Annotated in this window: 16 protein-coding genes and 1 tRNA gene; 4 read left to right on the forward strand and 13 right to left on the reverse strand. The window is 62.8% G+C overall.

Annotation, left to right across the window (positions count from 1 at the left end; genetic code table 11):
* Positions 1–72: 72 nt before the first annotated feature.
* The 9 genes from G405_RS0104165 to G405_RS0104200 all read right to left on the reverse strand — a co-directional run bounded on the left by G405_RS0104165 (position 73) and on the right by G405_RS0104200 (position 5,853).
* The gene (locus G405_RS0104165; protein ID WP_028284521.1) at positions 73–603 is read right to left on the reverse strand and encodes an adenine phosphoribosyltransferase; all 531 of its coding nucleotides are present in this window, start codon (positions 601–603) and stop codon (positions 73–75) included.
* A 173-nt stretch (positions 604–776) separates the two neighbouring features.
* Positions 777–1,106, reverse strand: coding sequence for a UrcA family protein (locus G405_RS0104170; protein ID WP_022700247.1), 330 nt, complete (start codon positions 1,104–1,106; stop codon positions 777–779).
* A gap of 514 nt (positions 1,107–1,620) precedes the next feature.
* Complete coding sequence (locus G405_RS0104175; protein ID WP_022700248.1) at positions 1,621–3,216, reverse strand: lysine--tRNA ligase; 1,596 nt, start codon at positions 3,214–3,216, stop codon at positions 1,621–1,623.
* A gap of 118 nt (positions 3,217–3,334) precedes the next feature.
* Positions 3,335–4,027, reverse strand: a complete 693-nt coding sequence (locus G405_RS0104180) for a hypothetical protein (protein ID WP_022700249.1) — start codon at positions 4,025–4,027, stop codon at positions 3,335–3,337.
* Positions 4,011–4,208, reverse strand: a complete 198-nt coding sequence (locus G405_RS0104185) for a helix-turn-helix transcriptional regulator (RefSeq protein WP_022700250.1) — start codon at positions 4,206–4,208, stop codon at positions 4,011–4,013. Before G405_RS0104185 ends, G405_RS0104180 begins: the two co-directional genes overlap by 17 nt.
* Entirely contained in the window at positions 4,205–4,618 is a 414-nt protein-coding gene (locus G405_RS0104190) for a hypothetical protein (protein WP_022700251.1), read from the reverse strand. The genes G405_RS0104185 and G405_RS0104190 overlap by 4 nt, the downstream gene beginning before the upstream one ends.
* Positions 4,619–4,647: 29 nt before the next feature.
* Positions 4,648–4,890 carry a hypothetical protein gene (locus tag G405_RS0104195; RefSeq protein ID WP_022700252.1) on the reverse strand — a complete coding sequence of 81 codons (243 nt, stop codon included), beginning with the start codon at positions 4,888–4,890 and terminating at the stop codon, positions 4,648–4,650.
* A gap of 35 nt (positions 4,891–4,925) precedes the next feature.
* The gene (locus G405_RS16905; RefSeq protein ID WP_156861350.1) at positions 4,926–5,075 is read right to left on the reverse strand and encodes a hypothetical protein; all 150 of its coding nucleotides are present in this window, start codon (positions 5,073–5,075) and stop codon (positions 4,926–4,928) included.
* A 142-nt stretch (positions 5,076–5,217) separates the two neighbouring features.
* A complete protein-coding gene (locus tag G405_RS0104200; RefSeq protein ID WP_022700253.1) occupies positions 5,218–5,853 on the reverse strand; it encodes a peroxiredoxin in 636 nt (211 codons plus the stop codon).
* A gap of 117 nt (positions 5,854–5,970) precedes the next feature.
* On the opposite strand from G405_RS0104200, the gene G405_RS14935 reads away from it, so the two are divergent.
* Both G405_RS14935 and G405_RS14940 read left to right on the forward strand, forming a co-directional pair.
* Complete coding sequence (locus tag G405_RS14935; RefSeq protein WP_022700254.1) at positions 5,971–6,468, forward strand: SixA phosphatase family protein; 498 nt, start codon at positions 5,971–5,973, stop codon at positions 6,466–6,468.
* A gap of 59 nt (positions 6,469–6,527) precedes the next feature.
* The gene (locus tag G405_RS14940; RefSeq protein WP_022700255.1) at positions 6,528–8,099 is read left to right on the forward strand and encodes a glycosyltransferase; all 1,572 of its coding nucleotides are present in this window, start codon (positions 6,528–6,530) and stop codon (positions 8,097–8,099) included.
* A 68-nt stretch (positions 8,100–8,167) separates the two neighbouring features.
* On the opposite strand, the gene G405_RS14945 is transcribed toward G405_RS14940, so the two are convergent.
* The 3 genes from G405_RS14945 to G405_RS0104225 all read right to left on the reverse strand — a co-directional run bounded on the left by G405_RS14945 (position 8,168) and on the right by G405_RS0104225 (position 10,084).
* Positions 8,168–8,830, reverse strand: coding sequence for a YqaA family protein (locus G405_RS14945; protein WP_084683402.1), 663 nt, complete (start codon positions 8,828–8,830; stop codon positions 8,168–8,170).
* Between the two features lie 85 nt (positions 8,831–8,915).
* Positions 8,916–8,989, reverse strand: a tRNA-Gly gene (locus G405_RS0104220).
* 72 nt (positions 8,990–9,061) lie between these two features.
* Positions 9,062–10,084, reverse strand: a complete 1,023-nt coding sequence (locus G405_RS0104225; protein ID WP_022700257.1) for a 2'-deoxycytidine 5'-triphosphate deaminase domain-containing protein — start codon at positions 10,082–10,084, stop codon at positions 9,062–9,064.
* A 179-nt stretch (positions 10,085–10,263) separates the two neighbouring features.
* Between G405_RS0104225 and apaG the strand changes: the two genes are divergently transcribed.
* Both apaG and G405_RS0104235 read left to right on the forward strand, forming a co-directional pair.
* The gene (gene apaG, locus G405_RS0104230) at positions 10,264–10,656 is read left to right on the forward strand and encodes a Co2+/Mg2+ efflux protein ApaG (protein ID WP_022700258.1); all 393 of its coding nucleotides are present in this window, start codon (positions 10,264–10,266) and stop codon (positions 10,654–10,656) included.
* A 19-nt stretch (positions 10,657–10,675) separates the two neighbouring features.
* Positions 10,676–12,133 carry a TrkH family potassium uptake protein gene (locus tag G405_RS0104235; protein WP_022700259.1) on the forward strand — a complete coding sequence of 486 codons (1,458 nt, stop codon included), beginning with the start codon at positions 10,676–10,678 and terminating at the stop codon, positions 12,131–12,133.
* Here the strand turns inward: G405_RS0104235 and G405_RS0104240 are convergent.
* Positions 12,130–12,882: an ABC transporter ATP-binding protein gene (locus tag G405_RS0104240; protein WP_022700260.1), complete on the reverse strand. Its 753-nt coding sequence runs from the start codon at positions 12,880–12,882 to the stop codon at positions 12,130–12,132. The genes G405_RS0104235 and G405_RS0104240 overlap by 4 nt on opposite strands.
* Between the last annotated feature and the right edge of the window lies 1 nt (position 12,883).

Below are 12,883 nucleotides of genomic sequence, written 5' to 3' on the forward strand. Positions count from 1 at the left end.
TAAGGCCTACCGATAACGAGAAAGCCCCGGAGCGCTGCTCCGGGGCTTTTTTGTACGGAGTGAGTGGAGAGTCTACTCGCCTTCGAACGCCACCAGGCTCGCGACTTTCACGCCGTGGGCCTCAATCTTTTTCGCGCCGCCAATGTCCGGCAGGTCGATGACGAAGGAACAGCCGACCACCTCGCCGCCGGCCGAACGGATCAGCTTGATCGCGGCTTCCGCCGTACCGCCCGTGGCGATCAGGTCATCCACGATCAGCACCGTTTCGCCCGGCTTGATGGCGTCCGTATGGATCTCCACCTCGTCGGTGCCGTATTCGAGCTCATAGCTCTGGCTGAGCGTGGAATGCGGCAGCTTGCCCTTCTTGCGGATCGGCACGAACCCGACGCTAAGCTGGTGCGCCACCGCGCCGCCCAGAATAAAGCCGCGCGCCTCGATCCCGGCGACCTTGTCGATCTTCTTGCCCGCATGGGGAAACACCATCGCATCCACTGCGGCGCGGAACGCGCCTGCGTCGCCCAGAAGCGTGGTGACGTCGCGGAACATGATGCCTGGCTTGGGATAATCGGGGATCGTGCGAATAGCGGACTTGATGTGGTCCATAGGGCGCTCCGGCTGGATAAAAAAAGGCAGGCGCACCCTGCCCGTGTCAGGCCGAGCATTGAAGAGGGCGCATGCAGCGTCAAGCGCTCAAGCCGCAAAACAAACGGGCCCGCCAGCGTTTGCTGACGAGCCCGTTTTGATCCGTGCCGCAGATACGGCGTCGGCGATCGGTTTTAGCCGCGGTCAGCCACGTAGCGCGCTTCGCGGGTGCGCTCCACATGAAGCGCCTGTAGCCCCTCATGGGACACGGCGCTGATCACATGATCCACCACATCGGCCCGGCAATAGGCCATTTCGGTGTCGGACTGAAGCGGCAGCGAGCCACAGTAACGTTCAGCTTCCGCATTCAGACGTTGATACGCCACACGAACAGCGGACTGGGAGGTCAGCTCGGCGCGATCCACCGCAAAGGTGAATTCTTCAGATTGCTGCGCGGAAGCCGCGAACAGGCCGGCAGACGCCAGGACCGAGGCCGCCGCGAAGGTTTTGATGAAATGCTTCATTGGGTTCACTCCTCATTCTGTCGCAATCCGCCATGCCTCTCGGCAATACGAATTGCTCTATGGACGGAAGGTCGGTTCAGATCCTCACCAGGGGGGTGAATCCTGCGCGCTGAAGCCTCGACGACCGTCTCGGTTATTGTTCTGTCACCCAACAGTCATATAAATGTAATACATCTGGATACGGATGAAAAGTAGGGCCGCGCAACAAGCTTCACACATCCCTAATCCGGCACAAAATACTGTTTTTATTAGAAAATATTCCGGACCATCCGCTGCGATCAGAAATGTCGGATTATACCGCTTCATCAAAAACGCAATTCTGATAAAGACTTAGCTGAATTTGATATTTTTCAGTTTTATGTCACAAAAATCGCAAGGCTGTTGATAACCCAAATAAAATAATAATTACAGGCAAATAGGCCTTCCCATCACACGCAAGAGAGCTTGAGCGCATAAAAAAGCGCCGGGCTATCGCCCGGCGCTTCACTGTCATCGGCAAGACGGGAATCTCGGCTTAACCCTGACTGAGATCCTCGCCTGCTAGAGCCCGTTCAATCAACGCGATCGCGCCCGGCAGACCATAGAGCGCCGCCAGTCCGCCAAAGCGCGGCCCCTGGCTTTGGCCCAGCAGCACTTCATAGAGCGCCTGGAACCAGTCGCGCAGGTTTTCAAAGTCCTGGCTCTTGCCCGCAGCGTATACCTCGGTCTGGATGACTTCCGGATCGGTTTCGCCCGGATCCAGCGCCTTCAGGCGCTGCACCAGATCCTCCATGGCCGCCCGCTCCATATCGGTCGGGGCGCGATAGGTCTTATGCGGTTTCACCTGGTCTTCGTAATAGGCCAGCGCATACCCCGCGAGCCGGTCCAGGAACGGATCGGTTTCCGGCGTGGTATCCGGCGCGTATTTGGCGATGAACCCCCACAGCGTCGCCTTGTCATGAGCGTTCGCCGCCGAGACCAGATTGAGCAGCAAGGAATATCCGATATCAGAGCCCGCCTTGGGCGGCTCGCCCGAATGGATGTGATAGACCGGATTTTCCAGCTGTTTGGCCGGTTCCTGATCCGGATAAGCGCGCAAATGCTGGCGATATTCGTCGACCGCCTTGGGGATCACGTCAAAATACAGACGCTTGGCGGTACGCGGTTTCTGGAACATGTATTGCGACAGGCTTTCCTGCGGCGCGTAGCGCAGCCAGTCTTCGACCGCCAGGCCATTGCCCTTGGACTTGGAAATCTTCTCGCCCTGATCATCCAGGAACAGCTCGTAGACATATTGCACCGGCGGCTCGACGCCCAGGATGCGGCAGATCTTGGAATAGACCGGCGCATTGGCCTGGTGATCCTTGCCGAACATCTCGAAATCCACGCCCAGCGCGGCCCAGCGCATGCCGAAATCGGGCTTCCATTGCAGCTTGGTGTTGCCCCCCGTCACCGGCAGGGTGATGTCGGTCCCGTCCTCATCCTCAAACGTGATGGTTCCGGCCTTGGCGTCGAAGGCCTTCATCGGCACATAGAGCACCCGGCCCGTGGTCGGCGAGATCGGCAGGAAGGGCGAATAGGTCGCCTGACGTTCCGCGCCCAAAGTCGGCAGCATCACCGCCATGATGTCATCGAACTTTTCGAGCGCCCGGATCAGCGCCTCGTCAAACGCGCCGGAGCGATATTCGTGCGTGGCGGAGCGGAATTCGTACTCGAAGCCGAAGCTGTCGAGGAAGGCGCGCAGGCGCGCATTGTTATGCTGAGCAAAGCCGTCATGCGTGCCGAACGGATCGGGCACATCGGTCAGCGGCTTGCCCAGGTGCGCCGTCAGCATGTCCTGATTGGGCAAGTTCGACGGCACTTTGCGCATGCCGTCCATGTCATCGGAAAAGGCGATGAGCTTGGTGGGATACTGATCGTCTGTCAGCACGCGAAAGGCGTGGCGCACCATGGCGGTGCGCGCCACTTCGCCAAACGTTCCGATATGCGGCAAGCCGGACGGGCCATAGCCGGTCTCGAAAATGACCGCGCCGCCCTTCATCCCGCTTTTCTCCACCCGTTTCTTCACCAGGCGGGCCTGCTCAAAGGGCCAGGCCTTGGCGTTCTGGGCGAGCGCGGCGAAATCGGTCATCGCGGGTCTCTTTTCCTGCTGCGAGTTGGATTGAAGCAGGGCAAGTAGAACCGCCAGCGGGTTTGGTCAACTGTGCGGGCGCTGAGCGACACGCGATGGCGAAGAACGCGCACGCGGATCAGGCGAAGAATCCCGGCAAGGCGTTCAGATCCAGCCCCTGCGCCTGCATATAGGCGGTGAAGCTCCCGGGTTGACCAGCGGCGCGCCATGCGTCGAGGCCCGCCAGCACCTCTTGAAAGAGGTTCAGCTCTTCCAGTACGGCCTGTGTGAAGTCCGGCGCTTGAAGCTGTTCGCACAGAGTGGCGAGAGCCTGCATGGTGGCGCGCACATCAGGTTCGGGTTCTGACAGGGCGCCGCGCTCGACAGTATGAAACGCGTCGGAAACCCGCCGCAGCAGATCAAGAATGCGCCCACGCAAGGCCGCCGGGTGATGAGGGTCGCGCTCCAACGCCTGTGCGAACAGGTCTGGGTTCCATTCAAATCCGGCCCTGAACACCAGCGGATCCGCCGCCGCGGCGTCTTCCTCTTCCCATCTCTGGCAGACCCGGCTCGCCGCCATCGCCACCGGATAGGGCATGAAGCCAGGGATTGCGCCAAACAGACGCCTTGCTTCATCAAGCGTGCGCACCAATGAGATCGCCTCCGCCAGCGGGGCTTGCTCCAGCTGGGCCGCGAAGGTGTCGACGGCCTGTTTGGCCGCCGCCTTGAGGCCAGCCTGTTTCGCGTTGAAATACGCCGAAAAGGCTTGCAGCTCGGGTTTGGCCGAGAGCCATGTCGCCGCCGTATCCCTGAGGTCAGCTGTGTTCGTCATCAAAGATCGCTTCGATCGGCTGGCCGAACACCCGCGCGATCTTGAACGCCAGCGGCAAGGATGGATCATATTTGCCGTTCTCGATGGAGATGATGGTCTGGCGCGAGACGTCGAGCTTGTCCGCCAGCGCCGCCTGGCTCCAGCCGAGATCAGCCCGCATATCTTTCAGACGGTTCTTCATGCGTAGCGGCGCGAGACGAAAAACAGGGCGATGTAATAGCCCAGCCCCAGCACAGGCAGGCCAAAGACCAGCTCAATATCGCTTCTGGGCGCCAGATCAACGGCCACAAGGATCGCCCAGCTTGTCATCAACGTCGCCCCGATCCCGCCTGAAAGCGCCAGTGCGGTCATATGAATGCGAAACTGCAGCTCATCCAGCGCCCGCATGAGCATGCTGAACTCATACACCAGAATAATGATCAAGACCGGCGCGACGGCCAGAACCTTGTCTGGGACACCGTCGACCAGACTCGCTCCCACGAGCCCCCCCAGCGGGAGCCCCACCAGGCAGGACCGCATAATGTAGCGCGCCCGCGCCTTGGGAGGCGCAGACGCGGTTTCAGGCATGAAAAAATCTAACAGACGGCTCAAGAGCGCTTCCTTTGATGAAGGTGCAGACTTTACGCTGAACCGGTGATTTTCTTCCAGAGGCGAGCGCGGTTGGCGAACGCCGTCCATCCCAGCAGCGCGCCGCCGCCCCAGATCATGGCTTCGGTCGAGAAGGCGGCCGCGATGACGGCGGAGATCTTCAAGGCGCGTGGGAGGTCAAAGGCGAGCGACAGGCCCAGCGCGGCCCAGGACGCCGCACACAGCCCGATCAGAGCGAAGGCGGCGATGCGGCGGATGGATTGTCCCTGTTTCATGATGGTTCCTTTCTATGCGCCATGAGGCGGGGCGTTCATATGCCCGGTTGCTGCGTCGCTTCACTGTGAGACCTGTCCTGAGCGAGCGGCTCTTGCGAACTAGGCGCTTCAGCTGCTGGCTGGGTCAGGAAGGCGAGCGCATAGAGCGCCAGCCAGGGCAGGGCTTTCAAACCATCAGCAGACATGACGCCCTCCTCTTTGCGTAAAGCGTGCTTCACATATGATGTAAAGTTCACTTCACGTCAAGCACCCTTTACTCAGAAAATGAAAAAAACGGCCGCCCCGATGTCCGGAGCGGCCGCATTCATCTCTAAAGCTTTGAAAGCCTTACTTGTCAGGCTGCGGCGTGGTGCGCAGATACGGCTTGATCTTGGTGTAGCCCTTGGGGAAGAGCTTGTCGGCCTCTTCATCGGAAATGGACGGCACCACGATCACGTCCTGACCGTCTTCCCAGTTCACCGGGGTCGCGACCTTGTAGCCGTCGGTCAGCTGCAGGGAGTCGATCAGGCGCAGCACTTCGTTGAAGTTCCGACCGGCGCTTGGCGGATAGGTGAAGGTGGCGCGGATCTTCTTGTTCGGGTCGATGATGTAGACGGCCCGCACGGTCACTTTCGGATCGGCGTTGGGGTGGATCATCGTATAAAGCTCGGACACAGAGCGATCAGTGTCGGCGATGATCGGGAAGTTCATCTTCACGCCCTGGGTCTCTTCAATGTCCTTGACCCAGCCATGGTGGTCCGCGATCGGGTCCACAGACAGAGCGATCGCCTTGGCGCCGCGCTTGGCGAATTCGTCTTTCAGCTTGGCGGTGTAGCCGAGCTCCGTGGTGCAGACCGGGGTGTAATCGGCGGGGTGAGAGAAGAACACCACCCAGTCATCACCGATCCAGTCGTGAAACTTGATCTTGCCTTCGGTGGTTTCCGCTTCAAAGTTCGGGGCGATATCGCCAAGCAGCAGACCCATAATTCATCTCCATCAGAGCATTTGCGAGGGGCGTCAAACACCGCTTTACTTGGCGCGGGCTGCCGTGCAACGCAACCCGTAAGCCGTGTAATTGCCCTTGCATGAGGATTCGCCCCTATGCCCCTCCTGATCGCCATGCGCCATGCCAAGGCCGTCGACCGTATGATGGCTGAAGACGATTTTGACCGTGGCCTGACCGAGCGGGGCGTCGCCGACGCCGACCGGGCGGCCGAAGCCTTGAACCGGGCGGGCGTTAAGGCCACGCACGCTCTTGTGAGCCCGGCCCGACGGACCCGCGAGACCTGGAAACGCCTCAGCGCCATACTGGGCGAGCTGCCCGTGACTGATCCCATGGCGCTGTATCACGCCTCGCCGGAAATGCTGGAGCGCGCCGTCGCCGAACAGCTCGATCAGGGCGCAGAGGCGATCATGCTGGTGGGTCACAATCCCGGCATCGGCGCCCTGGTGCATACGCTCGCCGGTCAGGCCGAAGCCGCCTCCGACCTGCCCTATGGCTGGCCGACCAGCGCCTTCGCCGCATTCGATGTCTTGCTGGACGGCAAGCGTCTGACCGCAAACCGGCGCCGCCTGTATTTCAACCCCAAAGAGTCTTGATTCTCCTGTTAAGAGAATATTAACTACGCCCCGGCTGGTACTCAACGGGGGAGCGCGGCATGCCGTCTGTGATCAGACCGGCTTTTTCAGGACGCGCGCGCTCCGCTCGAAGCGGACGACCGCTTGATCTGCACGCCGCCGCCTATGGCCTGCGTGATCTCAATCCTCTGGCCAGCGCCGGACACGCCTTGAACCCGCCCCCAGCGCTCGTGATCGGACCGCTTTGTTTTATCCTGGTGTTGGCGGTTCTGTTTCAGGGGCTCGTGCTGATCGCGCTGCTCTGGGCTGCCGCTCTGGGCGTGATCATGTTGAGCGCATTGCGGCTCGCCGCGGCCCTCACCCCGGCGCGCTATGCGCCGCGCACGCGTCTTTCAAACCATGACCTGCCCGTGATCAGCGTCATCATCGCGCTGTATGACGAGGCGGAGGTGTTGCCCGGTCTGATCGCCGCCCTGTCGCGGCTCGACTATCCGCGGCGCAAGCTCGACATCATCCTGGCGCTGGAAGCCCATGACACGGCCACACGCGCCACAGCCCGCGCGCTGGCGGCCCGGCAGGCCTTGCGCGTCGTGGTCCTGCCCCCGCTGGGGCCGATGACAAAACCGCGCGCGCTCAACATGGCGCTGCAGGCGGCGCGGGGTGAGTTGATTGCGGTCTATGACGCCGAAGACTCGCCCCACCGCCAGCAATTGCGTCACGCCGCCGAGGCCTTTGCGGCGAATCCGGGCCTGGGCGTCGTTCAGGCTCCGCTGGGTTGGTATAATCGTGAAGAAAACTGGCTGACGGCCCAATTCGCGCTGGAATACGCCACCCAGTTTCACGCCCTCCTGCCGCTGCTGTCTCGGCTGGGCTGGCCGCTGCCGCTCGGAGGGACCAGCAATGTGTTCCGGCGATCCGCGCTGGAGCAGTGCGGCGCCTGGGATCCGTTCAATGTCACTGAAGACGCAGACCTGGGCTTTCGCTTGGGACGCCAGGGTTGGCGCGCCGGGCTAATCGAGCCGGGCACGCTGGAGGAAGCGCCGCTCACCCCCCGCGCCTGGACCAATCAGCGCAGCCGCTGGCTGAAAGGCCATTTCGTCACCTGGCTGGTGCATATGCGCGATCCGCGCGGACTAATCGACAGCTTGGGTTGGGGCGGCGTGTTCAGCCTCAGCTTCACCGTGCTCGCCAACATGCTCAGCGCGCTGATCCATGCGCCGACCGTGCTGGCGATGGCGCTCGGCGCGACCCTTCTGGGGCTAGTTCCGGGTTGGGTCGCGCTCTGGACGCTGGGGGCGCTGATGATGGGTTTCGCCTATGGCGCGGCCATGGTCTGCGCGTTCACCGGCGCGCGCCGGGCGGGCTTCCACCCGACACTCAGCTCTGTGATCAGCATGCCTGCCTATTGGTTGCTGCAGGCGCCCGCCGCGCTCAAGGCCTTGCGCGAGCTGCACCGGCAGCCCTATCTGTGGGACAAGACCCAACACGGCGTTTCCCGCGCCCGCAGAGAAACGCCTGATGACGCTGCCGATCACACTCTTGCTCATGCTCGCCACCGCCGGCCTGTTCGCGCTCGCCGCCTGGCGCAGCGGCAGGCCCTCAAATCCGCTCAAGCCGCGTCTTATTCCCTGGACTCTGCTCAGCATCGCTAGCGGCGTCTTTTTCATGATGCTGCTGGCGCATGTGTTCAGCCATTTCGGTTTTGAAACCGGTCAGCGCTTCATGCCGCGCTAGCACCGCCCGCGACCAGTATGATCGCCGCCCCCATCATCAGGGCGAACAGCGCCACCACCCCGACGCGCACAACAAGGCGCAGCCCGCTTGGCAGGCGCGCCCACAGCCAGAGCACGCGGCGTCCAAAGATGAACAATAAAACGCCCATGGCGCCATAGCGCACCAGCCGCCCCGAAAACGCCGCGAGCACAAACAGGGGCGCCGGGATCAGCGCTGCGCCCGCGGCGAACGAGCTCAGCTGCACCGGCACCGGCGTCAGCATGGACACGCCCACCGCCCAGGCGCCATAGGCGTCGATCCGCGCCCGCGCACCCTCCAGCGACACCGCCAGATCGGGCCGTGCGCTGATGAACGCCTCCGCCAGATCAAGCGCCAGACGCCCCGCCCAATAGCTCAGCACACAACCCAGCACCGACCCCAATGTCACCACCAGCGTCGCCTCGACCACTTGGCGGCGGCCGCGCAACATGTACGCCAGAAGCGGAAACTCGATCGGCCAGGGCAAAAGCGTGCTTTCCAGCACCGAGCCGGCAAACAGCGCCGGAAGCGCCAACGGCCCGCGCGCCATACGGTCGAGCCGCGCGCGCCAGAGCCTCAGCCGGCGCCGCCAGCTTCTGGGTTTTTTGAAAGGCGCGCGGGTCTCGCTCATGAGACTGACTTACACCGGAAGCGTTAACCGCACACCCGGCGTGTCGCCGCAGGTAGGGGATTGGGTAGCAATGTCAGGAAAAGCCTGGAGCGGGTGAAGGGAATCGAACCCTCGTCTGGAGCTTGGGAAGCTCTCGCTCTACCATTGAGCTACACCCGCTTGAGCGCGTTGTTTTTATCAGATTGAACAAACCCGGCAAGCAAGCAGACGCAGGACGTGTCTGTGTGCGTCCTAGCCCGGCTTGAAATGCTTGGCGAGCTTCAGGCCCTGGGCCTGATAATTCGAGCCGGCGACGCCATAGGGCGTTTTCACGTCTGACGACATCGGTTCATAGACGAGGCGGGCCACGGCCTGACCATGATCAAGGATGAAGGGCACGTCGCGCCCGCGCACTTCCAGCACGGCGCGCGAACCGGCGCCGCCCGCCGCATCCACGCCGAAACCGGGATCAAAAAAGCCGGCGTAATGGGCGCGGAACTCACCGATTTCGGGCGCGATGGGCGCCATTTCGGCGGCCTGATCCACCGGCACGCTGACGGCTTCGCGCGAACACAGAATATAGAACTCGCCGGGATCAAGCACGATGCGGCCATTGGGGGCGTAGATCGGCTCCCAGAAGCGCGCAGGATCGTGCGCGCCGACTTTCATCAGGTCCACGAGCGGGCTGTGACGCTTGGCGCGATACCCCACGGGCTGGCCGTCCCCGGCCTTGAGGTCGACGGAAAGAGTGACCGCATCGAGCGCCGTCATCTCGCCCGCGCGCAGGCGCACCTGCACCAGCCGGTCGCCGGGGCGGGCCAGCACCGAGAAGGTGCGCGGGGAAATCTCCACATAGAGCGGGCCTTGATAGCCGGCGCGCACCTGATCAAAGGCGCTCGACTGATCGCCGATCACGCGGGTGAAGACATCCAGGCGCCCGGTGGAGCTTTTGGGATTGGCGAAGGCCGCGACCGCGTCGGGCAAACTCAGGCTTTCCTGAATTTCGGCCAGATAAACGCAGCCCGTCTCCAGCACCGCCCCGCCCTCAAGGTCGAGCTCGTGCATCACTACGTCTTCATCCAGGCAGTCCAGCACGGCGCGCGCAGGTCCGGGCAGGAAACTCGCCCGCAAGCGCCAAGCCCGGCGCGCCAGACGCAGATCAAGGCTCGCAGGCTGGATCTGCCCGTTTTCCAGCGACTTATCAGACGCGATCCAGCCCTGAGCGACGGCTTCGGACAGGGCGCGGTCAGGCAGAATGCCGGGGGGAAGAGTCATCAGATCAGGGCTTCACAACAGAATCATTTCAGCGGCTCAAGTGTCCGCGCTTGACCCCCGCCTTGTCCAGCAAGCCAGGCCGCCGCACAAGCGCCGCGCTGCGTGCGGCACTATTTTGCTTGAGCCATGGGCGCTATCTGGGTCTGATACGCGCTCGCTCTTTAAGGGAAGGCCCGCCCATGTATGAAGAAGTCACTCGGGACATTCTGATCCGCGTGCGCCCGGCTTTTCGGGACGAGGAGTCCGAACCCGATGAGGGGCGCTATTTCTGGTCCTACACCATCGAGATCGAGAACAAGGGCCAGGCGGTCGTCCAGTTGATGAGCCGGGAATGGCGCATCACCGACGCCTTCAACCAGACCGAGATCGTGCGCGGGCCCGGCGTGGTCGGCGAACAGCCCCGGATCAAACCGGGCGAGGTGTTCGCCTATACCTCCGGCGCGCCGCTGGGCACGCCGTCAGGCTTCATGCGCGGCGCCTACACCATGCGCACCGAGGATGGCGAGAAGTTTGACGCGGTCATTCCAGGCTTTGCGCTGGACTCTCCGTTCAACACCGTGACCTTGCACTAGAGCCGCTTCGGGAAATCCTGTGAACGCTTCGGGCCGCACCGTTCTTTTTGTGCTGGGCGTCATGCTCGCCAGCCTGTCCGCCGCCATGTTCGCGCCGGCGATCGCGGACCTGAATGACGACGCCCAGGCCGCGCACGCCTTTTTCGGCGCGGGCGGGCTGGGGTTGGCGCTCGGCGGGATCATGACCTTGATGGGCCGCGGCTCGACCAAGGATCTCAGCGCGCGCGGCGCGATTCTGCTGACGGGCGGCGCGTGGATCGTATTGTCAGTCGCCGCCGCCATCCCGCTGAAACTCTCAGGCCTCGACATCAGCTGGACGGACGCCCTGTTTGAAGCCACCTCGGGCATCACCACCACCGGCGCCACGGTGCTGACGGGCTTGCAGGACATGCCCGCGGGCATCTTGCTGTGGCGCTCGATCCTGCAATGGATCGGCGGGGTCGGGATCATCGTGACCGCCATGGCGATCTGGCCGCTCCTCGGGATTGGCGGCATGCAGCTCTTCCGGCTTGAAAGCTCTGACAATTCAGAGAAGGCCCTGCCGCGCGCCGGTCAGATCGCGGCCGCGGTCGGCCTGGTCTATCTGGTGCTGACCTTCCTGTGCTTTCTCGCCTATCTGGGCGCGGAGATGACGCCGTTTGAAGCGATCAATCACGCCATGACCACAGTGGCGACGGGCGGCTTCTCCACCCATGACGGCTCCATCGGGGCCTTTGTCGACGGCGGCGCGGACCTGGTCGCTCTGGTGTTCATGGTGCTGGCGGCCTTGCCCTTCGTGTTGTTTCTGCGCGCCGCCCAGGGACGGCCGGATTTGTTGGTGTTCGATCCGCAGGCGCGGGCCTTCTTGATGGTGGCGCTGACAGCGTCCGTGCTGCTGACGCTTTGGCTGGTGGTCCATGACCCCCATGATCATGCGCACCTGCCCGCCTGGCGGATCGCGGCGGTCAACGGCGTCTCCGTGCTGACCGGGACCGGGTACGCCTCGGTTGATTTCTGGCTCTGGGGCGGGGGCGCGGCGGGCATTTTCTTCGTTCTGATGTTCATCGGCGGCTGCGCCGGGTCGACCACGTGCTCGGTGAAGATCTTCCGCTATCAGATCGCAGCCTCGGCCATGAACGCCTATATCGCCCAGTACGCGCGGCCCAACGCCGTCAAGCCCATCCGCTACCGCAACCAGACCGTTCCCGACGAGACGGTACGCTCGGTGCTGGGGTTCTTCTTCTTGTTCTTTCTGACTTTCGGGATCAGCGCCTCGATCCTGAGCCTGATCGGGCTCGACCCTGTGACCGCCGTCAGCGGCGCGGCCACCACGCTCGCCAATGTGGGCCCGGGGCTGGGCGAGATCATCGGCCCCGCCGGCTCGTTCCAGGACCTGCCAGCCCCAGCGAAATGGGTGATGACGGCCAATATGATCATTGGCCGACTGGAGATCATGGTGATTTTCGTGATGCTGGCGCCGCGCTTCTGGCGCGGCTAGGCGTTCAGGGCCTTCGAGCGCTCGATCACCTCATCCACATCGCCGCGATGGGTGATCACGCCTTCCTGCATCAAGATCGCCTGATTGCAGACCGACTGCATCAGTTTGACGTTATGGGTCGCCAGCACGAGGATGCGTGAGCGTTTGACCATGTCGTCCAGCCGCTCCTTGGCCCGCGCCTGAAAGGCCGCGTCGCCGGCGCCCAGCCATTCGTCAAACAGCAAGATATCCGCATCAAACGCCGTGGCGCAGGCGAATTTGAGCCGCATGGCCATGCCTTGCGAATAGGTGCGGATCGGCAGGTCCAGATAATCGCCCAGCCCTGTAAACCGGATGATGTCTTCCTGCATGCCCTCGATTTCGCGCTGGCTCTTGCCCGCCACGATGCCGGCCAGCCGGATATTCTCATATCCGGTGGCGTCCATGTTCATGCCCAGGCCGATGTTGAACATGGTCGCGATATGCCCATCCACGGCCACCATGCCGCGCTTGGGCGGATAGATGCCGGCGATGGTGCGCAGCAATGTGGTCTTGCCGGCGCCGTTGCGGCCGACGACGCCCAGCCGGTCTCCCGGCTTGAGCAAAAGCGACATGTTGCGGATGGCGTGCACGTTCAGGTTCGAGCCCTGACGCTCGATCAGGCCGCCGGACACCCGCTCTTCACTCGCTGTGTCCGTGTCCGCGTTCTTACGCTTCACCCGGCGCGAGGTGAAGGTGACGTCGACATTTCTGAGAAGAACTCGAGCCATG

The organism is Oceanicaulis alexandrii DSM 11625 (assembly GCF_000420265.1).
GTDB lineage: Bacteria > Pseudomonadota > Alphaproteobacteria > Caulobacterales > Maricaulaceae > Oceanicaulis > Oceanicaulis alexandrii.